We start from the raw sequence: 26,152 nt of genomic DNA on the forward strand, positions 1-26,152 counted from the left end.
CCTTTCAGTTGAAGGTCGTGGCATAGCGCGCCTCGTTCGCCAGGATGGTGTCGGCATAGGGGCGGGTCTGGTTGACGTAATCCGACGCCCCGGTCGGGAAGCCGCCGCTGTTGAGCACGGCGTATTCGCCGGCGTTGTATCCGGCGAGATACAGCTCTTTCGGTCCGTTGGGTGCCTGGACCTTGCCTTCGGCGATCCAGCCGTCCACCTTGGCGGCGATATCGCACATGTAGTGGCCTTGGGCCATGACGGCGTCGCCGATGCGGTTGCGATCACCGGTCCCGGCCGGGCCGGTCGGTGCACCGTTGTCGTCGACGGGGAAGCCGTAGGCGGCCCAGGTGTCGTCGATGAACTGCGTGTATCCGGATGCTCCCGAGGAGTTGTAGCCGGGCTGCTGAAAGCTGCCTTCCTGCTGAATCTGCGCCGCCAGTAGTGCGGGGCTGATCTGTGGGCACAGCGTGCCTGCGCGACGTAGCCACGGCACGAAGTCGGCAGGAACCGACGCGGGGTCGAGATTGTCGACACCAGGTGGTCCACGAGCGGGATCGGTGCATACCGGCGGCTGCAGGGGTGCGCCGGCCAGGAACGGAGCCGACCCGTACACCGTGGATGCGGAGGGATGCCCACCGCCGACGGTCGTCACGTGCACATGATCGAAATGGTTCTGGGTGTCGCTGCCGCGGTCTTCCATCGTGTTCGATTCACCGGAGGCTGGGCGGTAGGTCTGCCGCCAGATCAGATACTCGACATGAAAGGCATCCTTGTTCGCCATCACGTACTCGGCGACCCTGTCCCCCAACGCTTTACCGCTACCACTGTTGTAGTCGGGGATCATGATGTCGGCAGCACGACCCGACGGATGATCGTCAGAGACGGAATCAGATTGGCGCCATCCACCGATCGACTTGATCTCCGGGAAGTTGGCTGCGATCGCGCGCGCCAACCGGATGGTGTCGACCTGCCAGTGTTGTTCCGAACCCAGCGCTGCGGGCAGCGGTGGCAGCTCGCCGGTCGCGGCCGCCAAGACGGGCGGTGCCGCCGGGCCCGGTACTGGCGGTGCCGCGCCGCGACCGGTCGGTTCGGATCCCGCGTCGATCCAGGGCTGCGGATCCACCGCGGTTCCGCTGTCGTGGCCACCGGACCACGTTTCGAAATGCAGATGTGCTCCGCCGGGTCCGGGCGGTGATACCTCGCCGTTGTAGCCGACGTCGGCGATGTGCTGTCCGGCGCTGACGGTGTCGCCTGCCTTGACCAGGACGCCTTCGGGAAACATGTGCCCGTACACCGTCGACCACACCGCGCCGTCGATGTTGTGATCGATGACGATCCACTGGCCGAACCCGGATGCGGAACCGGCGGCAGAGACCACACCGTCGGCTGCAGCGTAGATCGCGGCACCGGCAGTGGAACCGAAGTCGACACCTTTGTGCATGCCCCCACCCCGAGGCCCGAACGGCGAGCTGAGGCGATAAGTCCCTTCCGCCATCGGTTTCACTTTGACACCCGGCCCGCCTGGAGGCGGTGCAACCGTCTGACCGGGGTTCAGGGTGGGGTTGCACGCGGTGTCGTCATCGCCCGGGTCGGAGAAGATCATGACGAACGCCACGACCAGCCCGACGATGAACGTCATCGTCAGGGTGAAGATTTTGGGGGCAAAACCTTTCACGACTGGACCGACACCCGGTGCTGCACTGAGGGATACATCGACAGGGCCGTCACGACTTGCTGTGCTTCGTGCAGCTGTCGCCGCAGTTCGCGCAGTTGCAGCTCGGTATCGGCAGGGATCCGGTCGGTGCGAGCTGCACCGAGTTCGGCCCGCACCCAGTTGCGCAGTGTCGTCACCGGTATCGCGGCGGCGGCGATCGCCACGACCGCGTCCTCACGCGAACGGTAAGACGCGAGGCCGGCGACGACCTGGCGCACGCACTGGTCGCGAAATTCGCGGCTGTAGCGGCGCTTGCCGCCGCCGACCTGGTTCATGCCGCCCACGCTGCGGACTCTTTGGTGTACTCGGTGTCGAGATCGAAGCGGGAGTTGGTGTCGTGCACACCGGAGGCGATTTCACTGGGAAAGAGGATGGTGCGCAGCGGAATACCCGCCGCGCCCTGCTCGCCGATCTTGATGAAGAACTTTCCCTGACCGGGAGGGGCTGAGGCCGATCGGCCGTCACCGGTCAACGCCGGCGGAGACGACCAGGACGTGATGTCACGAACTTCGGTTTCGGTGAACGGTTTGATGTCTTCCAGTCGCGCCATCTCTTTGCGTGGGAGTGCACCGACGACCAACGCTCCGGCCCGCTCGACGAAGCCCGGTGCCGACTGGACACCGTTCTCGTCGACCTGTTGGGGCAGATCGCTGGCCGTGTGGGTGATCATCAGCAACGCGGTGCCCCACACCCGGTTGAGGCGGGTCAGCTCGTCGACGCGATCGACCATCCCGACGCCGGCACGCAGCACCTGCCACATCTCGTCGAGCACCACCAGGAAGTTGCGCTTGGGACCACATTCGGCATCGGCCAAAATGTGGGCGGCATCGGTGGCGGCGAAGCCGTGTTCCCAGCAGGTCAGCAGGACCGCGCCTTTGAGTTTGCGATCCGCCGCCGCGACCTGAGACACATCGACGCACACCGCGGCGGCGTTGATGTCGATCGGGGTGGTGGTGTGACCGTCGAAGACTTGGCCGAACACACCTTTGCGCAGTGCGTGCAACGACCGACGCAGAGAGCGCGACTCGTGCAGATATTCCTTTTGATCGGTCGCTTTGTACGCCTCGACCACCTCGGGGGGACCCTCGTCGAGGACGCGTTCCAAGTCGGCCAGCAGCGGCTGTCCCTCGACGTGTGCGTCGATCCAGTCCAACGCCGCACCGATGGCGGACTCTTCGTAGTCTTCGATCAACCGGCCCCGGTTGAGCTGCAGCAACGCCACCACCCGGCGCAGACGGTCCGCCCCGATCCGGGTCCGGACAATCCGTGCCATCTTCGTTGCGATCTTGGTCCCGGCAGCGTCGAGAATCGGCAGGATCTGCGCCAGCGGTCCCAGGTCGAGGGGGTTGATCTGGGCGTGCCCGTGCCCGACGGTGATGACCTGCCCGGCGTCGCCGAGCTCTTCCACCAGTTTGCGGTAGTCCGGTTTCAGGTCGCCGAGAATCAGTGCCGTCACGCCGCCGGCGACCAAGCCCAGCACGATCTTTCGGGCCAGGGTGGACTTTCCGAAGCCGGGCAGGCCGAGCAGCATCATCGACGGTTGCTGCAAGAATTTTGCGCGCACGAACCACGACAACGGGTCGAAGCAGACCGGCGCGCCGGTGTAGAGGTGAGATCCGAGCGGAACTCCGCGCAGCGGAGCACCGGCACCGACCGGCCATGGCCACAGCCCAGCGACCTGCAGTGTCGTACCGCGATACTCCACCGTGTTCGGAATCGGTCCGGTGCGCCCCCCGCCGAGCCCTCTCAGACCACGCGCGGTGGCACGCAACGGTGCGGGAGCTTTCGACACCTTCTGCATCGGCGCAGCGTTCTCGCCGCGGCGACGATCGTCACGACGTAGCAGCATCCACGCCCGAGTCGAATCGAATATGTTGCGACCAGCCTGCATGGTGCGGGTCAGCTCGGCTCGCTCGTCGTCGTCGAGCAACTGCAAGTCCATCCGAGCGCGTTGTGCCGCTGCGGCTTTCGCTGCTTGCGCTTTGCGGTGTTTACGTCCGCCCGGACCACTCGACTGAGGGCGTGAACTCGGTGGCAGGTGTGACATGTCGCGGGCTCCGAGGCGGCCCCGAACTCCCGCCCGGGTCATCACGACGCCAACTTCCGCGACACGCTCTCGTGATCGGGCAACAGCACCCCGATGCCGAGCGTGGCGGCAAACGACGCGGCCTGAGCGAAATACACTCGCCGCAGCCGTAGTCGCGCTCGGACGCCGAGCTGTTTGGTGATCGAATCCGCGCGTGGCCGGTCCCCGTCTTCGGGCGTGGTGACGGTGACCAGAACACCGAACAAGGTCAGCCCGTGGCCTCTGCCTTGTTCTTCACGTTGCGCCTCGGCGTACTCGACTTTCAGGTTCGCCTCGACCGATCCGATTCCTCGTTGTCCGTTGCGGCCCGAGAGCGCGTTCTTGTAGTCGGAGTCCACAGCTGCGGCAGCATCGGCCGGCGAGTGCGGGCGATAGACGATGGCGACGCGTTTACGCACGAGATCGCCGTTGACGTCGAGCAGCGGACGCAGGACCGTTTCGGTGACCGCCGATGCCGGCGCTTTCGACATTTCCCACGTCGTCGACCAGCATCCGTCGTGGTACAAGCTCGAGATGCGTTCCTGGTGGCCCATCGGTCCGCTGTCTTCCCAGCCGATGTCGTGGCCACCGTCCATTTCGCCGAGCTCGAGGTCGGCCAAGGTGGAGGGACTGTAGGCGCGTTTGGTCAACGACACGATTTCTTCCGGCGGCAGCAGCCGCGGGTTGAGGTTGGCTTCGTTGAGCACCGTCAGGACCCCGCCCATGCGCCGCGACATCTCTTTGATCTGTTCGCCCGCGTCTTTGCGCCGGTCTGCAGTGGTGGCGCGGAAGGTGATCGCTACTCGCGCCCACATCCGCACCGAACCCGAGGGCAGCATCGCGGCGGCTTCGGCCATCATCGCGGCGGGGAGATCACCGCCCGGTCGAGAGGGTGCGCACAGTTCGCGCACTTCGCGGCGGATCCGGTTACCGGTCTCCGGTCCGGTTTCGATGATCACGGTGGCACCGTCGATGTCGCCGGGTTCGGCGACGAAGTTCAAGAAGTTGGTCCAGTTGAATACCGAGTCGTCGACGGCGTCCTGGTCGATGGCCTCGTTGCCTTGTGGCCAGCATTCGATGACGACCGTGAACTGGTTTTGGGACGGCATCTCGATCACGCCGTACACCTGCCGGGATTGATGTTGGACCCACCCTTCGTGCAGGCGGGTCGGGTACAGCACGCCGGGCAGTCGGCAGGTACGGCCGGGAACGCGAGAAAACAGGCCCGATCGGTACATGTCCTCCCCCTTTCTCACATGTTTGCGCCATTGCTTGTAGAGCAGGACCCACTCGTAGGTGGTTTTTCCTTCGATTCGCAGGACCAGCGGCCCCCACGTCGCGAGCAGGACGAGCGCCAACACCAGCGAGCTCGCCAGTCCGATGACGTAGACCGACAAGATCCAGATCACGAAGATGACCAGCAGATAGATGCTGGGAATCAGACCCATTCCGGCCAGGAACGCCGACTTCGGTTGGCTCCACCCGATGTAGGTCTGGCGTTGGGGCCGGCCGCTCACAGCGGAACCTCGTTCGCACCGAGGCTGCGGTGCGGAATGTCGTCGACACCGCCGTGACTACCGCGATCGAGCACTGCCGTGCCAGCTCGCGAGGTCGCCACCGCGTTGGTGGACTTGCCGGATTTCGCTGCACTACTGAGCCCGGTCGGTGTGCGCGAACTGCTGGACTGGGACGCGGAAGAACCGTTGGAAAATCCCGGTGATCCCGACGACTTGGCATGGGGTGCGGACGGCATCTGCCGTGCTCCGGACTTCGCTGCGGCACCGGTGTAACCGCCGACCGAGGGCGCCGCGGCGGCGCTGCTGCGCGCGGTCGAGGCCCGAACACCGGCCAGTGCCTTACCGCCGACCGCCGCCGCCCCGCCGCTCACGACGGCAGCAGCTGCCCCGACACCGGACATCATGGCCCCGGCGACGCCCATGCCGGACCCGCCGACCATGGAACTGACCCCGAGAACCCGCATGACGGCGGGCAACGCAACTGCGGACACCGTCAGCAGCATCAGCCCTTGCAGCTTGCTGGCATCAGAGCCGGGATCGGCGGCCCAGAACGCCGTCGCCATGATTCCTGCGGCGATCGGTTTGAACGCGATGAACGCAAACGTCCACTGCATCATCCGCGTGTAGGAGTTCGCGCCCATCTCCGTACCCGAGGCCGCGGCAGCCATCGGCATGAACCCGACGATGACGATCAAGAATGCCTGTCGAATCACCAGGAACACCGCCTGCAGCAATGCACCGCCCATCCCGAAGATCGCGATCAACAGGATCCAGCCGGGCCCCCAGGTCGAATTGTCGTCGAGCAACATCGCCTCGACTTTGTCGCCGAGATCGCCGCCGCTCGATTCGGAGAGCAACCACAAGCTGAAGACGTCGGCCAGTTTCGTCCCACCGGCGACCACGACACCGAACATCGTGGTGACGAACGTGACGCGGCCGATCACCTTGAGCAGGTCCAGCGAGACGTCGCCTTCACTGCCCGCCCGTGCCCAGGCGATGCGCACGGCAGCAAGCATGATCGCGAAACAGAGCACGCCGAGCTGGATCGGCATCATGTAGCTCTGCAGCACCGTCAGATAGTCGACGTCGGCAAGCTTCGGGGTGGGGATGGAGAACCACCAGTTCAAGACGGTGCCGTAGCCATCGGCGACGCCGGCGATCATGGCCTTCGTCGACTTTCCGAAGCTGGAGTTCCAGAAGGCATTGAGCGCTTCGCCCGGATGGGTGACGACGTTGGTCATCTTGCATTGGTTTTCTGCCGACCACGACAGCAGGTTCGGCAGCGCGTTGAGCGGATTGAGATTCGACCCACCCGGGTCGAACTTCTCGCCGAGCTTTTCGCAGGTCTCGTTGAAGCCGAACGTATTTCCAGGATCACCGGCGCCGACCGGAGGCAGTATGGGAGCAGCGTCCGGCGTACGCGGCGGTGCAGGCACCGGCTCGGCGGAGGTGATCGGAGCCGTCAGCAACAGGGCAAGAGCAGCCAGGACCGCGCCGAGCAGCAGTGTTCGGACGAGGCGGTGCAGTCGGGTCACCATGGTGTCCACCCACCGAGAGTGCTGGTGTAGCCGCGCTGGTCGGTGTCGTTGTCCTGAAACTTCAATTTCCAGTCCCCGCCCTCCCACACCACCGTGTGCCGAGACGTGCCCCACCGAGGCTTACCGTCGTCGGTCGGCGGACTCTGCTCTGCAAACTCCACGACCGCGAAATCCTCTGCGTAGGAGAGCAATCGGAACGCATCGGTCTTGGAGATGTAGGAGAGCGCATCCGCCGGGGTTCGGTGCTTTCCCGGTCCTTCCTGCCGCAACTGGTCATCGACGAGCTGTCGTTGTGCGGGCAGCATCACCGTCTGCTCGTCGAACATGCGCTGGGCGGTGCGGTTGTCGACCGCAGCGAGACGATAGAAGATCTGCGCGGCCGCGAGCGCGGCCCCTTGCGGTGTACGGGCAAATCCGACCGCCTGTAGGCCGTCGATGGTGGTCGGCCCGTCGGAGGTGGAAAACGGCACGGCCACACCGTCGTTGACGCGCTGCCACATCAGTCCTGCAGGTGCGTCGACCGCCACGATCGGTAGATAGGGTGCGTGTTCGACCGGAGTTTGCGGCAATGCCCACCCACCGACCCAGTTCGGAATGTCGATTCGGCGGCCGAGCCGATCGGTGGTCGGAACCCCGATACCAGCAGGCTGCGTGTTCGATCCGGCGTCGGGACGCTGTCCGGGCGCGCTCGATGGGTTCGGGATTGCCGTGACCGGTGATTGCGGTGACGGCGACGGGGTGTCAGCAGTCACGTAATTCCCCACCTCTGAGGGGTTGTCCGTCACGTAATTCCTCACCCGCCGTCACGTAATTCCCCACCCCTGGGGCGTGTCCGTTCGGGGTTCGGGTGCTGCTCAGGTTCGCTCCGTTCAGTGCCCCACCGAGGGCCTGGAAGGGGCCTGAGGTGGCAAGGAGAACGTGGAAAGTGACCGACTTCGTGGAGATGTTCCGACACTGGAACGCGGGCCGATCCCAGGTGCAGATCTATCAGGCACTCGACATCGACCGAAAAACTATTCGTAAATACCTCGCCCCAGCACTAGCCGAGGGTCTGACACCTGCACCCGACGTCGCGTTCGACGAAGTGTTGTGGCGGAAGCGCATACGCCGATGGTTCCCCGAACTCGACGACCCGGCAGCACGAGCGGTGACATGGCCGCTGATCGCGGTGCACCACGACTGGATCACCGAGCAACTCGCGGTGCCGGTCACGGTCGCCACGATCGCGCAACGGCTTCGCGACGACCACCGGCTCGACGTGTCGGAATCGACGGTACGACGTTACATCGCAGCCACTTTCGCCGAACAGTCCGTCGAGGACAAGGTCACCGTCCCGCGTGGTGCGGTCGAACCTGGCAGTGAAGCCCAGATCGACTACGGCAAACTCGGCATGTGGTTCGACCCGGTCTCGGGCCGCCGGGTCGCGGTGTGGGTGTTCGCGATGATCCTGTCGTGCTCACGCAAGCTGTTCGTGCAACCGGTGCTGAAGCTGGACCAGGCATCGTGGAACGCCTCCCACGTCGCGGCATTCGACTTCTTCGGCGGCATCCCGGCACGATTGGTGTGCGACAACCTCAAGACCGGTGTCGACCGGCCCGATCTCTACGACCCGCAGATCAACCGCGCCTACGCCGAACTCGCCGCGTTCTACGGCACCCTCGTCGACCCGGCCAGAGCTCGCAAACCGAAGGACAAACCGCGGGTGGAACGACCGATGCCCTATATTCGTGATTCGTTCTTCTCGGGCCGCGAATTCGCCTCGCTGCAGCATATGCAGGCCGAGGCATTGCGTTGGGCCACCGACGTTTACGGGGTTCACAAGCACCGCGGCCTCGACGGTGCGACACCGGTAGCGGTGTTCGACGCGGTCGAGAAAGACGCTCTCGCCGCGTTGCCCGCTCGCCCATTCGAAACGGTGAGCTACACGGTCGGCACCGTCGCCCCGGACTGCCACGTCAAATCCGGCAAAGCGTTGTACTCGGTGCCGTGGCGGTTGATGGGGCAGAAGGTCAGTGTCCGCACCGCCGGTGATGTGGTGCAGATCTTCCACGACGACACCGTCGCGGCCACCCATGTCCGTCATCTGTCGGGGCGTTCGACCAATCTCGAACACTATCCGCCGCACAAGGTCGCACACACCTTGCGCAGCGTGTCGTGGTGCCGTACTCATGCCGAGCAGATCGGGCCCGGTGCCGTCGCGATCATCGCAGAGTTGTCCCAGGTCAACGCCGTTCACCGGTTGCGGGCGATCCAGGCGATCATCCGGTTGCGCGACACCTACGACGACACGCGCCTCGACGCCGCCTGTGCTCGCGCCCTCGAGGTCGGTGATCCGCACTACCGCACCGTCAAAGGCATCCTCGTCACCGGCACCGAACACGGCGACCGACCGGCCACTCCAGTTCCTGCGCCGCCGGCGATGCTGCGCGGCCCCGCTGCCTTCGACACCGAACTCAGCGCCTGACAACCACCAACTCCGTGCGCCAGATCATGTTCCGCTGCAACCACATCGACGAAACAGGACTGTCATGACCATTCACGACCCCAGTCTGCGGACTGCGCTCAAAACCCTCAAACTCACCGGCATGCTCGACACCCTCGACGCCAGGCTCGCTCAGACCCGGGACGGAAAACTCGGGCATCTGGAATTTCTGCAAGTGCTGTGCGAGGACGAGGTCGCCCGCCGCGAAACCGCAGCGCTGGCGCGGCGGGTGCGCCGGGCACGGTTCGAGCATCAATCCACCTTCGAGGACTTCGACTTCACCGTCAGCCCGAAACTTCCCTCGGCGATGCTGCGCGATCTCGCCGCCCTGCGTTGGCTCGATGCCGGCGAATCAGCGATCCTCTACGGACCCGTCGGGGTCGGGAAAACCCATGTGGCACAAGCGCTTGGCCATCAAGTCGCCCGCCGCGGTGGCGACATCCGGTTCGTCAAATGCTCACGCATGCTCGCCGACCTCGCCGGTGGTCACGCCGACCGCACCATCGGTCAACGCATGCGTGAATACACCCGACCGCTGGTTCTGATCGTCGACGACTTCGCGATGCGGGAGCACACCCCGACCCAATCCGATGACCTCTACGACCTGGTCTCCGACCGTGCCATCGCGGGGAAACCAGTAATTCTCACCAGCAACCGAGCACCGAAGGATTGGTATCCGCTGTTTCCGAACCCCGTCGTCGCGGAATCGCTGCTCGATCGGTTGATCAACACCAGCCATCAAGTCCTCATGGACGGCCCGTCCTACCGGCCACGCAAACGACCCGGCGCAACAGCCACCTGACACCGACCACATGCCCAGCTACCCTCAGCACAGCAGCGCCGAACGTGAGGAATTACGTGACAGCTACCCCTGGGGAATTACGCGACGGCCGACAAACACGGGCAGCCAGGACCGGCCCGACACCGTCGATTTCGCGCAGCCTTGTGCCGTGCTCGTCGAGCAGCGCGGTCATCTTTTTGCGATTGGCCACCAGCTGCTCATCGAAGCGCCGGACGTCGGCGATGAGCTCCTTTGCCAGCTCCGCACGAACTCGGTCCGAACCCGTGCGGGGGCGAAAGCCACGCAGCGCGGCGATCGCGCTGACAGGGGTCAGCGATCTCGGAGCGCCGCCGGCCATCAACTCGCGCAGCAACGCATGCAACTGATTCACAACACGAGTTCTGCTGTGTGACAGGTTGACTCGCCGCTCATCGAGGAGCGCGAGAGAGTCGGTGACGGTCTCCGGGTAGACCTGACGCGCATCACCTTGCAGCGCTGCCACACTCGCTGCTGCCGCAGCATCGATCCGGTCGTTCTTGCGGCGACCGCCGCGAGAGAGTTCCCGAACCCGCGCCGTCGCGGTCGTCGGAATATCGAGCACGACCTCGCCGAGAGCTAGCAACCATAGCGCCAGGTGGTGGCCGAGTCCGTCGGCATTTTCGATGGCCCACGTCCGGTCCGGCCAGGCTTTCGCCCAGCCGATCAGTCGCTTGTATTCGGCGATAGAGGCATCGATGCGTAGCGAACCGAGGTCGGCGTTGGTGGTGGATTCGAGTGCGGTGGCAGTATGCGTGGATTTGTGTGGATCGATGCCGATCACGATCATAAATTCGGTTCCCTTCGCTGTTGTGTGTTGGGATCCGCGGCGGACAATCCGACTTCAAGTACCTCGCATTGCAGCTTCTGGTCACGCCTCTCTCGAGTCACGCCGCGAACGCAGACCGGAAGGGTGGACACACCTCACGAGGGTCAACCCGAACTGCGGGTGACAGGAATTACGCGAGTCAACCCTTCCGGTCTGCTACGGAACGTTAAGGGCAGCAAACCCATCCGGAACCGTGACACTCATACAAGTCGGAATTGCGTCGGGCGTCATCGATGACACCGATCTAACGATGCGCGTGTCTGAAGACCGCTTTGTCCTCGATCTGGCGAACTTTCTCGTTTGGTGCGGACGATTGTGTGCTTGAACCGATTGGCTGTGAGGCAGGACGACGTCGAACCTCGCGCCGAGATTGAATATGCCCTGTGTGACTTTCCCATCACTGCTTACTCGTGGGGTACTGGCGTCAGCACCGATTCTCAAGTACGAATTCGCGCCTGCGGACTGCATCGTGGACAAAAAGAAGCACGATCCGAGCCATCTGACTGCACAACCGTGACTGTTCTCGACAGAGAGTCTTCGCACTTACCGCACCACGGGAATCCGGAGTTCGAGTGTTTCGTCGAATACGTTGGCGGCCCAGGAAGATCCGCGAGTCGTGCCAACAAAACCCGAGCAGGAAAACGCACGCCTACCGGGTTCTTCGCCAGATAGTCCGCAAGATGCTTCGCGTCCCAGCCGGCGCGAAGTGCAGCGCCAATCTTCGGTGCCAGTAGGAGTCGATCCTTCCGGCCAACTGTCCACGCAGGCGGGAGGGTCCGGAGAAGCTCGGCCCCCGCGTCAATGGATTCGGATGGGGGTTCCCTTGAGGGGTTATTGGGGTCCACGACCGGTACTCCCGTGGGGTCTCGATATGACACCCCCTCCGTTTCACGGCGAACCGGGCGGCGTTTCGGATTGGGACCGGGGGGTGTCGAATCGGGACGGGGTGAAACATGCGGCGCGTCAGGGTGGTTGAGGAAGTATCGACTTGACCGCTGCGCTCCCGAGTCGTGGAATTGGGCACGCCTGGTGACCAGCCCGTCGGCCTCCAACGTTTTGAGAGCACGAAGGACCGTGCTTCTGCCTGCGCCCGATTCAGCCATCAGCGTCCGGATCGACGGAAAGCAGGAGAATCGCTCATCTGCTTTGTTCGCGAGCAAGATTAAGATCAACTTGAGCGTTGGTGACCCAACGTCTGCGTCGGTGGCCCAATCAACTGCTTTCCAGCTCATTGATCGATCACACTCGTGCGGATTCAAGCCAGGCGTACACGTCCCGCCTTGCCCACCTGCGATGGCGGACGCTCAAGCGCATGTGGTGCGGCCCGGGGGCATCGAGTCCACGCTCTCTCTTCGATGCCCAGTCGTGCAGAGTCGAGACCGGCACGCCGGTGATTTCGCGGACTTCGTTGGCGGTCAGCATGTCTCGATCGGTCGGCGGATGGCTCATGCCTTGTCCCTTCTGGATAAATACTGTCGTTTTCCTACACGTCTGCGGTCGAGATATTCCGAATCTCGGTTGGAGTTGTGGCTTCAGCGGGCTGCGACCTTTTCTGCAGCATCCGTCCGACTGTTTTGTGATGCACGCCAAGCCGGACGCCGATCCGCCGATGTGACCAGCCCTCCGCTTTCAGTGCGGCGGCGACTCCTGCTGGGTCATCGTTCGAGGCATGTTGATCCGAAGCAGTCACGGGTGAAAGTGTCGGACTCGGTTTGGATCGTCTAGGCGGGCGAATGTCGTTTGCCTTACTTGACTTTGGCGATCGCTGCCGGGACGCGGGTTGACCCGGAATCGGGTGGTCTTTTTTGCTCGGCATCGGTTCAGCGTGTTGGGTGATCCGGATGAGGAGAGCAATCCCATGTGTAGCAGCGAGAAGGCTGACTGGCGCGACGGTTGCCACGGCCGCGCTCACCAACGGCGCGAGTGTGCGGCCCGACGATATTCCGGCGTGAAAGGCGTTGCCGGCCACTGAAACACTGGCTGTGCTCGCGAGGACCATCCAGAAGAACCGCAGCGCAGGTTTGGCATTTTCGAAACGCGCCAGAGTCACAACACTGATGGTTGACTGCAGGATCGCTCCGTCAACGATGACTGGCCAAATCCATGCGAGGCGACGCGGTTGGCCAGCTTGGACCGCTAAGTCCGACAGTGCCGCGAATGAGAGCACGAAGGCACCTGTGGCGATCGCGACTGTCAAGCCGACAGCGGAGATGGTTGCAATATGGAGTGGGCGAGCCCGGCTAGCCGTCATGTGTAGCAGCACGACCCGTCGTATCGTGATCGCGACGAGTTGCGTCCGCTCGTCGCCCTCCACCCCGTCCGGAGGGCGAAACCGCCCTGATTGACGTATCGAGGCCCGCGACCGACGTCGGCGAGCAGGCGGCGCGGATCGCCGGTTCGCTGCGACGCGCCGCGGTGACTACCTGCGCTCCCAGTCGTGCTCGGCGGCGTGTTACCTCCAGGTCGGGCGTGCGCGCGGAGCCTATTCAACACTTCGCGCTGGCTATTGGCGATGCTGACCATCGCACTGACCGCGAGAGCCAACCGCTGGTTGGGGAATCCAGATTCAGGCTCAACCCCTTCGCGGCCTATCGATTGAGCGGACGCCGCCATGTCCTCGAATACATGGAATAGCCTCCCAAGCTCCCGAAATTTCATCTCGTAGGCGTTCACCACGCGCCACCCGCCGTCGCGAATGGCTTTGCGAGCGCGAGGCTTTTATTTCTTGTCGGCATGGAATGCTCGCGCGCCGAGTCGGTAGCCTGTCAGTCGGCCCTCTGCGATCCAGCGGCGCAGCGTCCTCGGATGAATTCCGACGAGTTCGGCACCCTTTTGGATGTCGATCAAGACTGGTGTCCCGGCGCCTGATCGATTGTGTGCCTGCATGTGTGAAGTCCCTTCAGCAATGGCGCCCGGCCGAGTGACCTGCCCGGTCACTGTTGAATCGGTTCGGGCACAAACAGATTCCCGTGTACAGGCAGGACGACAGCACCACACAACGTGACTTCTCAAGACGTCCCCTGATAAATCGTCACTTGGATGCTCCGCCGACAAACCACGCCAGGTCCGGGTGGTCTCATGGACAAGAACACCAAAGGCGAACGCGCTCGCCCAGCTCCACTCATCGCTGAGCTTCACGAACTGCGAGTGTGCGAGCCCGCGAGTGGCCGCGCAAGAGCGAACAGCTCGTTTCGATCGATACGGATGGCGCGCGGACCCAGGCGGTAGCCGGTGAGCCGGCCTTCCGAAATCCAGTTTCGCAACGTCTTGACACAGACACCGATCGTTTGCGCGCCTTCCTGCAGACTCACCAACGACGGATCGCCGGGCGAACTGTGGCGACCATGGGGGCACTTCTTCGAATGAGCCATCGAATTCGCTCCTTGGATTGATTGCGGCGGAAACACCTTGCAACCCAATGAAACTGACGATCTTCGTCACACGGCAGTGCACACAGTGGGGGCACTCGACGCGCCGTGGGGCACACAAAACCCCGACCAGGCCGTTCGCTTCACTCGGAAAGGCGAGGGGAACGCGTACACCGTAGACTCGGCGACGAAGCCTTCGTGACGATCTGAGGATTCGTAATCGCGTGGGCCGACCTCGGAGCGCGGGAGGAACTGGAACAGATGATGCCAACACGACATGCATTTCCGACGTCGCTCCCCGCTTCGCTTTCTGACGCCGGCGAAATCCGCCGCAACGACTGGGCCGCGTTTCGTGGCGTGGCGACGCTCGACGATCATTGGTCCCTTAGGAATTGGGATGACAACTACTCGGCTTACTACTGGTACCTAACGTTTGATGACGGCGAGCTCGCGAATCTCGCCCGACGCTGCCAGGCGGCCTTGCCGACTGAGTACCTCGACCCAGTGCCGGTAGACGGCTTGCACATGACAGTGTTGAAGGTCGGGCCGTCGGCCGCGGTCTCGAGTTTCGAACTAGACGCCATTGCCGCTGATGCTGCAGAACGCCTCGAATCGGTGGACGCGTTTTCCATCACGATCGGTCCGTTAGCTGGCTCGAAGGGTGCAGCGAGGTTTTCGGTTACACCGTGGACCGACCTGTTTCGCCTCCACCACGAACTCGCAAAGGCGAGCCTCCGCCCGGGCGCGAGTCCTGTGGATACGAGCTTGTTCCGCCCGCATCTCGGCATCGCATACAGCAATTGCAGACGCCCGACGGATGAACTCGTGGAGTGTGTGGAGCAACTGCGGTCGATTCCGCCAGTAGTCGTGCCGGTGTCGAGCGTAGATCTCGTCGAAGTTCGTCGGGAGGGCCAGCAGTATCGGTGGGCAAATCGCCATAAAGTCGTTCTGCGAGATGCCAACTCGGGGCACTACGGAGCGGCCGGTGCTGAAAACTCCTTCGCACGTGTCGACCACTCACGTAATGCGTCTGAATAGTCCTTGACCTCAGGTACTTTGACCGATTTCGCGACCGCACCCAGCTCGTGGGCACGCTGCCAGACAGATCGGATTGGGCGGTCGTCCGATGCCATCAGGGCTTCGTGCCCCAGTTGCATCGCCTGTTCGACGTCCGGCCGGCTGGAACGAATCAGCGCCGTTGCCATATCGAGTCGCACGAGCGATCTGCTCCATACTGAATCAGACTCATTGACGAGCTTTTCGACATCGTGCCCATAGTCCAAGGTCCGGTCGAACTTGCCAGCAGAAAGAAACGCAGTCGCTGCGTTCGCGGCCAGCCTCGCGGCACCGTACGAATCGAATGTTAGTGCTGGAGTGAGCCCCTCCGAAGGGCTATGCATCGTTGAGAGCGACATAGCTGCCGCGATCACTTCCTCGACCCCATCAGCATCGCCGAGCTTTCCCAAGGCCCGCGCAAGACCGTTCGAGTAGAGCCGGACAGACTGCGGGCCGTTGCCAGCATATCGAACACCATCACGTGCGAGATCCGCGGCTTGTTTGAAATCTCCCACGTAGTAGGCGCAGAAGCTTTCGGTTCCGCGGACCCAGCCCTGCAAGCCGGAGTCGGCGATCAACGATGCGATGCCGAACGCTTCGCGGCAATAGATTCGCGCATGGCCGAATCGGCCCCGATTCACAGCCATGTATCCGAGCGTCCCCGAAAGCTTGGCGGCGAGGACGTATAGCCGGTGTAGCTGGAGGGGATGACGAGTCTGCTTCCGAAGCACTTCAATCCGCCGACGTAGGGCGAAAACCTCCGGCGCCAGACGGCGAGGACCTTCGAGCTCGTAGCGCAGAAGGATGTCGGTCAGAGCAAAATCGATGATGTCGAGGACCCCGTCGTCAACATCCGTCGACGAAATCTGTTGCAACCGCGCGGCAATGACAAGCGGGCTTTCGAAGCCTTCATCGGAACTGGCCAGGCCTTTTGGCGTCGAAACACTTGCTTCGGGATAGCCCACATCAGCCGGGATGAGGTCGCGCCCGGTCAGTTCGGTAAGAACAGAAATCAACACGTCGCAGCTCCGCTGCCCTGGCTGGGAAATGATCCCGCTCAAGTATTTTGCGATCGTGGTGTGGGTAGTTGCGATGCGCTCGCCGTTTGAACGCACACTCGCTTCACGCATGCGACTAGCAAGGCCTTTGTTGCTGACTCCAGTTTCAACCATCAGCGCTGTTAGTCGCTGATTCGGCGTCTTCCCGTTCGCGGCCACAACAACCCCTTTGCCCCCACTCAGCAGCACGCACTGCCACCTATTTCGCAGATCGTACTCCGCGCATCCGCCATTCGTGTGGCAACACACAACCACCCGTGTGGCAAACATGTGGCAGAGACGATTCTTTTCGCTGCCATCCGAGTCGCAATGTTTCCACTCGATGCAATCGAAAAATATCGCTTGAACTGGCATTATTAGGCAGAAACTTGCACGTCACAGATCCGCGTGTTATAAAAGATCTGCAACGGACTTTTAATCCGCAGGTCCTCGGTTCGAGCCCGAGAGGGGGCACTTCAGGACGAGAAATCGTCCGCTTCGACGATGCGCGCCAGCTTCTTCGGCGCGACGAGGGTGAACGAGGTCCGCACCCATTCGCGCAGCTGGCTCCACCGCTCGTCGTCGGCATCCGGGGGCAGCGTCAGATTGACCCACCCGTGCCGGCCGAGGCCGTAGCCGGCCGGCTCCGCGGCAGAATCGGTTGCAACGACCGCCGCCGCTTCGTCTTTCGTCAGCTTGAAGGACAGACTCGTCGCGTCGAGGTCGCTGAACACGAAGTTCTTGCCGCGAACCCGAAACGTCGGGTGCCCGCCCCACTCTTCGATATCGACGCGCACAGCCTCGGGGAGCTCGGCGACGAACTCCTCGAGGCGACGCATGTTGTCTGTCATAACTTTTCGAGCCTCAGCAGTCAGCCTTTGAGCAGCTTCGTGACGAGGTCGATGTAGGCCTGCTTGGCTGCGTCGTTCGACGTGCCCTTCTTCTTCTCCCACGCCTCGTACTTGGCGCGGTTGACCATGTCGAAACGGCCTGGCTTCTTGCCGTCGACGTCACCCTTCGAGCCCTGCTTGAACAATGCGTAGAGGCTCAGCAGATCGTCGTTACTCGGCCGCGAGGTGAGCTTCTTGACATCCTCTTGCGCCTGGGCGAACTCAGCGTCGAGCTCTGACATTGCACACTCCCTGTTGTGTCGACGGAATCGTCGAAGTCAGCCTAACGCCGATCAGGAAAAGACCTCGGGGAAACAAACTCTCCCGCCGATGCGAAGGGTTCATTATTGTCAGCGCCACGGGGCATTTGACGGTAATGCCCACGAATAGGCGGGGCCGAATGGCATCACTCGAAGATCTTTTGTCCCAGATTCCCATCAGCCAGATCGCCGGTCAGCTCGGCGTCGATGAGCAGACGGCTACGAACGCGGTCAAGGCCGCAATTCCAACGCTGGTCGGCGGACTGGAGGCGAACGCGCAGGATCCGAAAGGCGCAGCTTCCCTAGAGAACGCACTCAGCCAGCACGGCGACCTCCTCGACGGCGGCGTCGACATCAACCAGGTGGATGTGAACGACGGCACGAAGATCGTCAGCAACATCTTCGGTTCGGCTCAGAACCAGGTCGTCAGCACCCTCGGCAGTGGCGTGGGCGGTGGCGGCAACGAGCTGATCAAGCAGCTGCTGCCGATCCTGGCGCCGATCGTCCTCGCCTACGTCGCCAAGCAGCTGACCGGTGGTGGGGGCGCCGCGACACCCGCACCGACACCTACTCCGCAGGCACAGTCGGCTGGTGGCGGCGTTCTCGGCGACCTCCTCGGCGGGCTCCTCCGCAGCGCCACCAGCGGCAGCGGCAGCGGCGGTAGCGCTGGCGGGCTGGGCGGCGTGCTCGGCGGTATTCTCGGTGGAAACGCCGGCGGCGCGCTCGGCGATGTACTTGGTGGTCTACTCGGCGGCGGGAAGCGCTAGACGCCTCCCGCGCCTCTTTATGCATGTGGTCGGCCGTGGGTGCGAGGTGTGGAAAACTTTCACTTCGCACCTACGGTCGCGTAGGCTGACCTACGATGCGCCAGCCCAAGGACGGGCCGAATTTACGAAATTGCGATCAATCGAGGGGCAAGCTATGGCGAGGGAATTAACCCAACTCGAGCTGCTGACGGAGTTGCAGCCAGCCGCGGAAGAGAACGTCAACCGTCACGAAAGAATGGCGAAGGAATGGCACCCCCACGACTACATTCCGTGGGACGAGGGCCGGAACTTTGCTGCGCTCGGCGGCGAAGACTGGGATCCTGAGCAGTCCCGTTTGGGTGAGGTCGCGAAGGCTGCGATGATCACCAACCTTTTGACGGAAGACAACCTCCCGTCGTACCACCGCGAGATCGCGGAAAACTTCTCCATGGACGGCGCCTGGGGCACCTGGGTCGGTCGCTGGACCGCTGAGGAAAACCGCCACGGCATCGCGATCCGCGACTACCTGGTCGTCACTCGCGGCGTCGATCCCGTTCAGCTCGAGCAGTTCCGCATGGAACACATGACCAACGGGTTCGCATTGCCGGCCGAGGTCGAGGCCGGGCTCCTGCACTCCGTCGCATACGTCACGTTCCAGGAACTCGCGACCCGTGTGAGCCACCGCAACACCGGCAAGGTCTGCCACGACCCGATCGCCGACCGCATGTTGCAGCGCATCGCCGCCGACGAGAACTTGCACATGGTCTTCTACCGCAACATCTGTGGTGCCGCGATGGACCTGTCGCCGGACCAGACGCTGCGTGCGATCAACCTCGTCGTCCAGAACTTCCAGATGCCTGGCGCCGGGATGCCGAACTTCCGCCGCAACGGGGTCCTGATGGCCAAGCACGGCATCTACGACCTGCGTCAGCACCTCGAAGAGGTCGTCCAGCCGGTTCTGCGCAAGTGGAACGTCTTCGAGCGCACCGACTTCACCGCCGAAGGCGAGAATATCCGTGAGGATCTCGCCAAGTTCCTCGAGAAGCTCGAGGGCCAGGTTCTGAAGTTCGAAGAGCAGCGTGACCGGATGCTCGCCCGCGAAGCGAAACTGCGCGAGCAGCGCGCATCCTGATTTTCGATCCGTTCACTGCGTCCGGCACCGATCGGTGCCGGACGCAGTGCTGTGTGAGGTTGTTGTAGTGAATTCTCTCCGTATCGGCTCACTGGAACTGGCGAGCCCCGTCGTCCTGGCACCCATGGCCGGCATCACGAACGTCGCATTCCGGACGCTCTGCCGCGAACTGGAGATCGCACGCGCCGGCAGCGTCTCCGGGCTCTACGTCTGCGAGATGGTGACCGCTCGAGCACTGGTCGAGCGCCAGCCCGCGACGCTGCACATGACGACCTTCGGACCCACCGAGACACCTCGTTCACTGCAGCTCTACACGGTCGATCCCGAAACGACGTACCGCGCCGCCAAGATGATCGTCGACGAGAACATGGCCGACCACATCGACATGAACTTCGGCTGCCCGGTCCCGAAGGTCACCCGCAAGGGTGGCGGTGCCGCGCTCCCCTACAAGCGCACGCTGTTCGGCAAGATCGTCGCGGCCGCAGTCAGGGCCACGGAGGGCACGCGCGTTCCGGTGACCGTCAAATTCCGCGTCGGGATCGACGAGAACAATCACACTCATCTCGACGCCGGCCGGATCGCCGCGGCCGAGGGTGCGGCAGCGGTTGCCCTGCACGCCAGGACGGCCGCTCAGCGGTACTCGGGGACTGCGGACTGGGATCAGATCACGCGTCTCAAGGAACATGTGACAGATGTCCCAGTGCTCGGTAACGGGGATATCTTCGCGGCGCAGGATGCGGTCCGGATGATGGCTGAAACGGGATGCGACGGCGTCGTGGTCGGCCGCGGTTGCCTGGGCCGTCCGTGGCTGTTCGCGGAACTGAGCGCGGCGATGCACGGCGTGCCCGAACCCGAGCCGCCGAACCTCGGCGAGGTCACGACGATCATGCGCCGCCACGCGGAGCTTCTCGCCGACCACCACGGTGAGGCCAAGGGCATGCGGGAGCTTCGTAAGCATGTGGCCTGGTACCTGCGCGGATTCCCGGCAGGCTCCGAACTTCGGGTCGAGCTCGCGCTCGTCTCGAAGCTGACCGAGCTCGACGACCTCCTGGGTCAACTCGACTCGTCGGTGCCGTTCCCGAAAGACGCCGAAGGACCGCGCGGCCGCCAGGGTTCACCCGGCACCGTTGCACTTCCCGACGGGTGGCTCGACGACCCCGAGGATTGCCTCGTACCTGCGGGCGCCGATCTGATGCACAGCGGTGGTTAGCGGAGTATTTGCTCAAAGTTCGGCTGAGTGACCGGCGCGGCATCGCAAGTGTTTCCGGAGTGGACCACTCACACTTAGTCACTATCATTGCGGAAACCATTCGGTACAGAACGAGAGAACAGGGTTGCGTAGGTGGGAGATGATCGCTCGTCGCGCAACCCGACACCTGATGGCCGCGCCCCCTGGGAACGCTATTTCATGGACCCAGCGGAGACGCCCGTCGTCGACGACGCCCGCTCCCGCCAATCCGAACGCACGGACCGCCTCAAACGCCGCCTGAACTTCCGCGGTCCGGCAGGCCGTGGCGAGGCAACTCGCAGCCCGAGCCGCTCGGACGCAGTCTCGGTCTCGCAGTTGGTCGACAAGGTCGGCCGCCGCGAGGACCGCTCCCCGCGCGACCGCGAGGACGATACGGACACGATCCCCAGGGTCGTCGACACCCCGATGCCCGACCTGTCGGAAAAGCCTCCGCACGTCCCTTCGCATGCACGAGCGACCGAGGACGAAGCTTCCGAACCGGCGATCGAACGCGCCGCCCGACTCGCGGACCTTCCGCCGCCGCCGGCTCTGCCTGAAGAGGTCGGCGTCAAGCCGCCGCTGACCCGGTTGGCGATGAGTCGCCTACGCCGCCGCCGTCGCATGCGGATTGTCGGCCGCTCGGTCGTCGCGATCGTCGCGATCCTGGCAGTCATGATGACCGGAATGGCGTGGGGCTACCTACGCTCGACCGACAAGCACTTCATCCAGGTTTCCGCGCTCGATCAAGATTCGACCGACGTCGTCGACCCGGTCGGCCAGACCGGTGACGAGACCTTCCTGATCGTCGGCACCGACTCCCGCGCAGGCGCAAACAGCGAGGTCGGGGCCGGAACGGCCGACGAGTTCGAGGGGTCGGCCCGCTCCGACACAGTGATGCTCGTCAACATTCCGGCCAATCGGGAACGCGTCGTCGCGGTCTCGTTCCCCCGCGACCTCGATGTCGACCGTCCGCAGTGCCGTGGCTGGAACAACGACAAGGGCGAATACACCGACGAAATCTTCGACGCCGCCCCCAACGACAAGCTCAACGCGACCTATGCACTCGGTGGCCCGAAGTGCCTGGTGAAGGTCATTCAGAAGATGTCGGGCCTGCGGATCGGCCACTTCGTCGGCATGGACTTCTCCGGCTTCGAAGCGATGGTCAACCAGGTCGGCGGCGTCGAGGTATGCACGACGGAACCGCTGGTCGACTACGAACTCGGCGAAATCCTCACCCAGACCGGTAAGCAGAAGATCGACGGCGCAACCGCCCTCAACTACGTGCGTGCACGCAACATCGAGACCGAGGGCAACGGCGACTACGGCCGCATCAAACGCCAGCAGCGCTTCCTTTCGTCCCTCCTTCGGTCCGCGTTGTCCAACAACGTGCTGCTCGACCCGGGCAAGCTGAACGGCTTCATCGAGGCCTTCACACGGGAAACCTTCGTACAGAACGTCACAACCCGCGACCTCCTGACCCTTGGCCGCTCACTCCAGGGCGTCGACGCCGGAGCCGTCACGTTCCTGACCGTCCCGACCGACGGAACCAACGAGTGGGGCAACGAAATTCCCCGCAAGAGCGACATCAAGGCAATCTTCAACGCGATCATCAGCGACGATCCGCTGCCGGGCGAAGAGCGCTCGACGTCGAGTACGACATCGGCCTCCCCGACCGGCACGAACGGTTCGACGGCAACCGTCGAACCGAGCGTTGCCGTCGACCCCTCCTCGATCTCGCTGCAGATCTCCAACGCGTCAGGCGAATCCGGCCTCGCCGCGACGACCGCGACGAGCCTCGCCGACTACGGATTCGACGTTGCGAACGTCGGCAATTACGAGAGCGGCACGAGTTCCAACACGATCGTGCGGTTCTCCGAAGGTCAGCAAGCCGAGGCTCAGACGGTCGCGTCGGCGATACCGAACGCCGTCATCGAACAGGTTCAGGGACTGGGTACGACGATCGAACTCGTCATCGGAACCAACTTCAGCGGACTCGTCAAGACGCCGACGAGGGTCGGAACTGCGCTCGCGCCGGCGCAAATCACCAGAGCCAATACCGAATTGCCCGCGGACCTCGCCGTCACCAATGCCGGCGACGAATCCTGCTCCTGACCTGTTCCGACGTGCTGGTTCTTCACTCTCCGTTCACCGTTTGATCGTGACTTGGTCTCCCCCACAAAGTAGGGTTTCAATTTATGCGCGTTGCCTATAACGAAAAAATGAATTCGCTTGCTCAAATTCTCGGCGAGATGGCGGGCCTCGCCGGATCCGCGATGGAGCAAGCAACACAGTCACTCCTTCAGGCGGACCTCGCGCTCGCCGAGCAAGTGATCACCGAGTACGACAAGATCGCCGAGCTCACCCAGATCGCCGAGGAGCGCGCCTTCGCACTGCTCGCCCTGCAGGCACCTGTTGCGGGCGATCTGCGCTCGGTAGTCAGCGGCATTCAGATCGTGGCGGACGTGGATCGCATGGGCGCGCTCGCATTGCACGTGGCCAAGATCGCGCGGCGCAGGCATCCGAATCATGTGCTCCCCGAAGAGGTCAACGGCTACTTCGCGGAGATGGGTCGTATTGCCGTCGCTCTCGGTGCCGCCGCCAAGGAAGTCCTCGAGACTCGCGACCCCGAGCGTGCTGCTCGCCTCAGCGAGGAAGACGAGGCGATGGACGACCTGCACCGCCATCTCTTCACGGTCCTCATGGATCGCGAATGGCAGCACGGCGTCGCCGCTGCCGTAGACGTCACGCTGCTCGGTCGCTTCTATGAGCGCTTCGCCGATCACGCTGTGGAGGTCGGCCGCCGGGTCGTCTTCCTGGTTACCGGCGCGCTACCGACCGAGGAATCGACGGAAGCGCGAATCGCCTCGAACCGCTAGCGGTTTCCGGCGTCTGCCGACAGTTCGTACAGGGCAGCGACCATGCGGTCGATCTCTTCGCACGTGTTGTAGAAGGCGAACGACGGCCGCACGGTCGCTTCCAGTCCAAATCGCCGCAGGATCGGCTGCGCGCAATGATGTCCCGCGCGCACCGCAATACCCTTCTCGTTGAGGGCCTTGCCGACCTGCAGCGGCTCGTAGCCGTCGAGGACGAACGAGACGACACTCGCTTTGTCCGTGGCGGTGCCGATCAGGTGCAAACCGGGCACCGCGGCCATGCGCGGCGTCGCATACTCCAGCAGGAAGTGCTCGTACTTGCTGATGTTGTCGATGCCGATCCGTTCGACGTACTCGAGCGCAGCACCCAACCCGACAGCGTCGGCGATGTTTCCGGTCCCCGCCTCGAACCGCCCGGGCGGCGGTTGGAAAATGGACCGTTCGAGCGTCACGTCCTGGATCATGTTCCCGCCGCCCTGCCACGGCGGCATGTCGCGCAACACATCTGCGGTGCCGTAGACCACGCCGATCCCGGTCGGCCCGAAGATCTTGTGTCCTGAGAACACGAAGAAGTCTGCGCCGAGGCTCTGCATGTCGACCTTCGTGTGCGGGATCGACTGCGCGCCGTCGATCAGCACGGTCGCACCGGCGCGATGGGCTTCCTCGGTGATCTCACGCGCGGGTGTTATCGTCCCGAGCGCGTTCGAAACCTGCGTAACAGCAACCAGTTTCGTCCGGTCGGACAGCAGCTTGGTGTACTCCCCCAGTAGCAGCTGACCGCTGTCGTCGACGGGAATCACCTTGATCTCCGCGCCGGTCTCGGACGCCAGCATCTGCCACGGGACGATGTTCGCGTGGTGCTCGAGGTGGCTGATGACGATCTCGTCGCCTTCGCGAATATTCTTTCTTCCCCATGCCTGAGCGACGAGGTTGATCGCCTCGGTCGCGCCACGCACGAAGATGATGTTCTCGCCCGACGATGCGCCGATGAAGCGCGCGACCGTATCTCTTGCCTTCTCGTAGGCATCGGTCGAACGGGCTGCCAGCGTGTGCGCGGCCCGGTGAATGTTCGAGTTCTCGTGCTCGTAGAAGTAGCTGATCCGCTCGATCACGGCGCTCGGCTTCTGCGTCGTGGCGGCATTGTCGAACCACACGAGCGGGAAGCCGTTGACCCGCTCGGACAGTATCGGGAAGTCGCGGCGAACGGCATTCACGTCGAAGCCGGGATGCGGATCGTCGGCAGTGGTGAGGTCCGGAACTACGTCGTCGGCGAAGTAGAACGTCGGGCGGGAGGTCTGCGGCGCGGTCGGCGAGTGGTCCGGTGCCGCATACGCTTTCGGCTCGTCGAGGAAGTAGAACGCGGAGCCCGCACTGGGTAGCGGCGTTGCGAGGTCGAGCTGCGGAACGTCAGGTACGTACGGCGTACCGTGCGACGGCGCGGTCGTTGCATACGACGTTCCCGCGTCGGCACTCGGCGGACCGTTCGGCGGACTCGTCGGGAAGCTCGGCAGTGCGGCTTCGCTCGGTTCGGCAACGCCGATCGTCGCTACCCCAGGTGACCCCGGCAGTGCCGAAAAGAACTGTCCGGCAAGCTGGTTCAGCGTCGCTTCGTCAGGGAGCCACGGCGGTCGCGCCGACCCGTCACTTCCGGTAGGTGGGGGCGTAGTCATGGAACTTGTCGACTTCCGCACCTTCGAGCAGCGCAACAGCGTCGTCGGCGAGGATCGCGAGCGAGCAGTACAGGGACACGAGGTACGACGCGATGGCGCTGCGATCGATTCCCATGAACTTCACCGACAGCCCCGGACTTTGCTCACCAGCCAGCCCTGGCTGGAACAGGCCCACGACGCCGCGGCGCGATTCGCCGGTTCGGATCAGCAGGAACTTCGTCGCACCACCCTCGACCGGAACCTTGTCGGAAGGGATGATCGGGAGGCCACGCCACGTCAGGAACTGCGAACCAAAGAGGCTGACCGTCGGCGGTGGCACGCCGCGGCGGGTGCACTCTCTGCCGAAGGCCGCGACACCTTGCGGGTGCGTCAGGAAGAAGGCCGGCTCTTTCCAGGCCTTCGCGATCATGTTGTCGAGGTCGTCCGGCGTCGGCGGCCCACCGACGGTCGAAAGCTTTTGCTTGTCAGCAGTATTCGCGATCAGCCCGTAGTCGGGGCTGTTGATCAGCTCGCCTTCCTGATGCTCCTTGATCGCTTCGATCGTGAGGCGCAACTGCTGGGCGATCTGGTCGTGCGGGCTCGAGTACAGGTCCGACACACGGGTGTGCACGTCGAGAATCGTGTGCACGGCTTTGAGTCGATACTCCCGCGGATCCTTCTGGTAATCGACGAAGGTCTCCGGCAACGGCGACTCGTCGAAGTTGTCACACTGGATGTCCACCGACTCCGGGTGAATCACCTTGTTCAACCGATAGATGCCAGCTTCGACGGGAATCCAGCTCAGCATATGCACCAACCACCGCGGGGTGATCGACTCCATCTGTGGAGCCGATTTGGTGGCATTCGCAAGTGTCCGGGCGGCGTCATCGCCCAGCGCCATCGGGCGGGGTGCAGCATTCGTCACGATCACCACTCCTTGCACAAATCGGCATAAGGAAC

At 63.4% G+C, this 26,152-nt stretch carries 24 protein-coding genes and 1 pseudogene; 8 read left to right on the plus strand and 17 right to left on the minus strand.

Translation table 11 applies throughout. The features are described 5' to 3' along the window. Window positions 1-4 precede the first annotated feature (4 nt). The 6 genes from JGU72_RS07510 to JGU72_RS07535 form a co-directional block, all read right to left on the minus strand. Window positions 5-1,666: a M23 family metallopeptidase gene (locus tag JGU72_RS07510; RefSeq protein ID WP_307828336.1), complete on the minus strand. Its 1,662-nt coding sequence runs from the start codon at window positions 1,664-1,666 to the stop codon at window positions 5-7. Then, window positions 1,663-1,980, minus strand: coding sequence for a hypothetical protein (locus tag JGU72_RS07515; protein ID WP_199683011.1), 318 nt, complete (start codon window positions 1,978-1,980; stop codon window positions 1,663-1,665). The genes JGU72_RS07510 and JGU72_RS07515 overlap by 4 nt, the downstream gene beginning before the upstream one ends. Beyond that, the gene (locus JGU72_RS07520) at window positions 1,977-3,647 is read right to left on the minus strand and encodes a hypothetical protein (RefSeq protein WP_199683012.1); all 1,671 of its coding nucleotides are present in this window, start codon (window positions 3,645-3,647) and stop codon (window positions 1,977-1,979) included. Before JGU72_RS07520 ends, JGU72_RS07515 begins: the two co-directional genes overlap by 4 nt. A gap of 146 nt (window positions 3,648-3,793) precedes the next feature. Beyond that, window positions 3,794-5,287, minus strand: coding sequence for an SCO6880 family protein (locus tag JGU72_RS07525; protein ID WP_199683013.1), 1,494 nt, complete (start codon window positions 5,285-5,287; stop codon window positions 3,794-3,796). Next, window positions 5,284-6,834, minus strand: a complete 1,551-nt coding sequence (locus JGU72_RS07530; RefSeq protein ID WP_199683014.1) for a hypothetical protein — start codon at window positions 6,832-6,834, stop codon at window positions 5,284-5,286. Before JGU72_RS07530 ends, JGU72_RS07525 begins: the two co-directional genes overlap by 4 nt. After that, window positions 6,819-7,577 (minus strand): hypothetical protein, encoded by a 759-nt coding sequence (locus JGU72_RS07535; protein ID WP_199683015.1) that lies wholly within the window; start codon window positions 7,575-7,577, stop codon window positions 6,819-6,821. The genes JGU72_RS07530 and JGU72_RS07535 overlap by 16 nt, the downstream gene beginning before the upstream one ends. 173 nt (window positions 7,578-7,750) lie before the next feature. Between JGU72_RS07535 and istA the strand changes: the two genes are divergently transcribed. Beyond that, window positions 7,751-9,289, plus strand: coding sequence for an IS21 family transposase (istA, locus tag JGU72_RS07540; RefSeq protein WP_199683016.1), 1,539 nt, complete (start codon window positions 7,751-7,753; stop codon window positions 9,287-9,289). A gap of 64 nt (window positions 9,290-9,353) precedes the next feature. Continuing rightward, window positions 9,354-10,109: an IS21-like element helper ATPase IstB gene (gene istB / locus JGU72_RS07545; RefSeq protein WP_199683017.1), complete on the plus strand. Its 756-nt coding sequence runs from the start codon at window positions 9,354-9,356 to the stop codon at window positions 10,107-10,109. A 94-nt stretch (window positions 10,110-10,203) separates the two neighbouring features. Here the strand turns inward: istB and JGU72_RS07550 are convergent. From JGU72_RS07550 to JGU72_RS07575, 6 genes and pseudogenes are all read right to left on the minus strand, one after another. Next, window positions 10,204-10,914 (minus strand): annotated as a pseudogene (locus tag JGU72_RS07550) (IS110 family transposase); the annotation flags it as partial. Window positions 10,915-11,390: 476 nt separating this feature from the next. Beyond that, window positions 11,391-12,185, minus strand: coding sequence for a helix-turn-helix domain-containing protein (locus tag JGU72_RS31225; protein ID WP_199683018.1), 795 nt, complete (start codon window positions 12,183-12,185; stop codon window positions 11,391-11,393). 7 nt (window positions 12,186-12,192) lie between these two features. Beyond that, complete coding sequence (locus tag JGU72_RS07560; RefSeq protein WP_233531199.1) at window positions 12,193-12,402, minus strand: helix-turn-helix transcriptional regulator; 210 nt, start codon at window positions 12,400-12,402, stop codon at window positions 12,193-12,195. Between the two features lie 34 nt (window positions 12,403-12,436). Then, the gene (locus JGU72_RS07565) at window positions 12,437-13,204 is read right to left on the minus strand and encodes a DUF2637 domain-containing protein (protein ID WP_199683019.1); all 768 of its coding nucleotides are present in this window, start codon (window positions 13,202-13,204) and stop codon (window positions 12,437-12,439) included. Between the two features lie 467 nt (window positions 13,205-13,671). Further along, the gene (locus JGU72_RS07570; RefSeq protein ID WP_233531201.1) at window positions 13,672-13,800 is read right to left on the minus strand and encodes an excisionase family DNA-binding protein; all 129 of its coding nucleotides are present in this window, start codon (window positions 13,798-13,800) and stop codon (window positions 13,672-13,674) included. A gap of 287 nt (window positions 13,801-14,087) precedes the next feature. Beyond that, the gene (locus tag JGU72_RS07575; protein WP_199683021.1) at window positions 14,088-14,324 is read right to left on the minus strand and encodes a helix-turn-helix domain-containing protein; all 237 of its coding nucleotides are present in this window, start codon (window positions 14,322-14,324) and stop codon (window positions 14,088-14,090) included. 258 nt (window positions 14,325-14,582) lie between these two features. Here JGU72_RS07575 and JGU72_RS07580 point away from each other — a divergent pair, with 258 nt between their 5' ends. After that, on the plus strand, window positions 14,583-15,359 hold the full coding sequence (locus tag JGU72_RS07580) for a 2'-5' RNA ligase family protein (protein ID WP_199683022.1): 777 nt from the start codon (window positions 14,583-14,585) through the stop codon (window positions 15,357-15,359). On the opposite strand, the gene JGU72_RS07585 is transcribed toward JGU72_RS07580, so the two are convergent. The 3 genes from JGU72_RS07585 to JGU72_RS07595 form a co-directional block, all read right to left on the minus strand. After that, window positions 15,293-16,624, minus strand: a complete 1,332-nt coding sequence (locus JGU72_RS07585; protein WP_199683023.1) for a hypothetical protein — start codon at window positions 16,622-16,624, stop codon at window positions 15,293-15,295. The genes JGU72_RS07580 and JGU72_RS07585 overlap by 67 nt on opposite strands. A 266-nt stretch (window positions 16,625-16,890) precedes the next feature. Next, on the minus strand, window positions 16,891-17,265 hold the full coding sequence (locus JGU72_RS07590) for an MmcQ/YjbR family DNA-binding protein (protein WP_199683024.1): 375 nt from the start codon (window positions 17,263-17,265) through the stop codon (window positions 16,891-16,893). Between the two features lie 20 nt (window positions 17,266-17,285). Then, window positions 17,286-17,546, minus strand: coding sequence for an acyl-CoA-binding protein (locus JGU72_RS07595; RefSeq protein ID WP_199683025.1), 261 nt, complete (start codon window positions 17,544-17,546; stop codon window positions 17,286-17,288). 158 nt (window positions 17,547-17,704) lie between these two features. Here JGU72_RS07595 and JGU72_RS07600 point away from each other — a divergent pair, with 158 nt between their 5' ends. The 5 genes from JGU72_RS07600 (at window position 17,705) to phoU (ending at window position 23,546) form a co-directional block, all read left to right on the plus strand. After that, on the plus strand, window positions 17,705-18,331 hold the full coding sequence (locus JGU72_RS07600; protein WP_199683026.1) for a DUF937 domain-containing protein: 627 nt from the start codon (window positions 17,705-17,707) through the stop codon (window positions 18,329-18,331). Window positions 18,332-18,485: 154 nt separating this feature from the next. After that, complete coding sequence (locus tag JGU72_RS07605; protein ID WP_199683027.1) at window positions 18,486-19,442, plus strand: acyl-ACP desaturase; 957 nt, start codon at window positions 18,486-18,488, stop codon at window positions 19,440-19,442. A gap of 67 nt (window positions 19,443-19,509) precedes the next feature. After that, entirely contained in the window at window positions 19,510-20,652 is a 1,143-nt protein-coding gene (gene dusB, locus JGU72_RS07610; RefSeq protein WP_199683028.1) for a tRNA dihydrouridine synthase DusB, read from the plus strand. A gap of 132 nt (window positions 20,653-20,784) precedes the next feature. Continuing rightward, on the plus strand, window positions 20,785-22,782 hold the full coding sequence (locus JGU72_RS07615; RefSeq protein WP_307828337.1) for an LCP family protein: 1,998 nt from the start codon (window positions 20,785-20,787) through the stop codon (window positions 22,780-22,782). Window positions 22,783-22,865: 83 nt separating this feature from the next. Next, window positions 22,866-23,546, plus strand: a complete 681-nt coding sequence (phoU, locus tag JGU72_RS07620) for a phosphate signaling complex protein PhoU (RefSeq protein WP_199683029.1) — start codon at window positions 22,866-22,868, stop codon at window positions 23,544-23,546. On the opposite strand, the gene JGU72_RS07625 is transcribed toward phoU, so the two are convergent. Next, entirely contained in the window at window positions 23,543-25,213 is a 1,671-nt protein-coding gene (locus tag JGU72_RS07625; RefSeq protein WP_199683030.1) for a family 2A encapsulin nanocompartment cargo protein cysteine desulfurase, read from the minus strand. The genes phoU and JGU72_RS07625 overlap by 4 nt on opposite strands. Then, window positions 25,185-26,093, minus strand: coding sequence for a family 2A encapsulin nanocompartment shell protein (locus JGU72_RS07630; RefSeq protein WP_199683276.1), 909 nt, complete (start codon window positions 26,091-26,093; stop codon window positions 25,185-25,187). The genes JGU72_RS07625 and JGU72_RS07630 overlap by 29 nt, the downstream gene beginning before the upstream one ends. Window positions 26,094-26,152: the final 59 nt, after the last annotated feature.

It is taken from the genome of Antrihabitans auranticaus (assembly GCF_016481275.1).
Lineage (GTDB): Bacteria > Actinomycetota > Actinomycetes > Mycobacteriales > Mycobacteriaceae > Antrihabitans.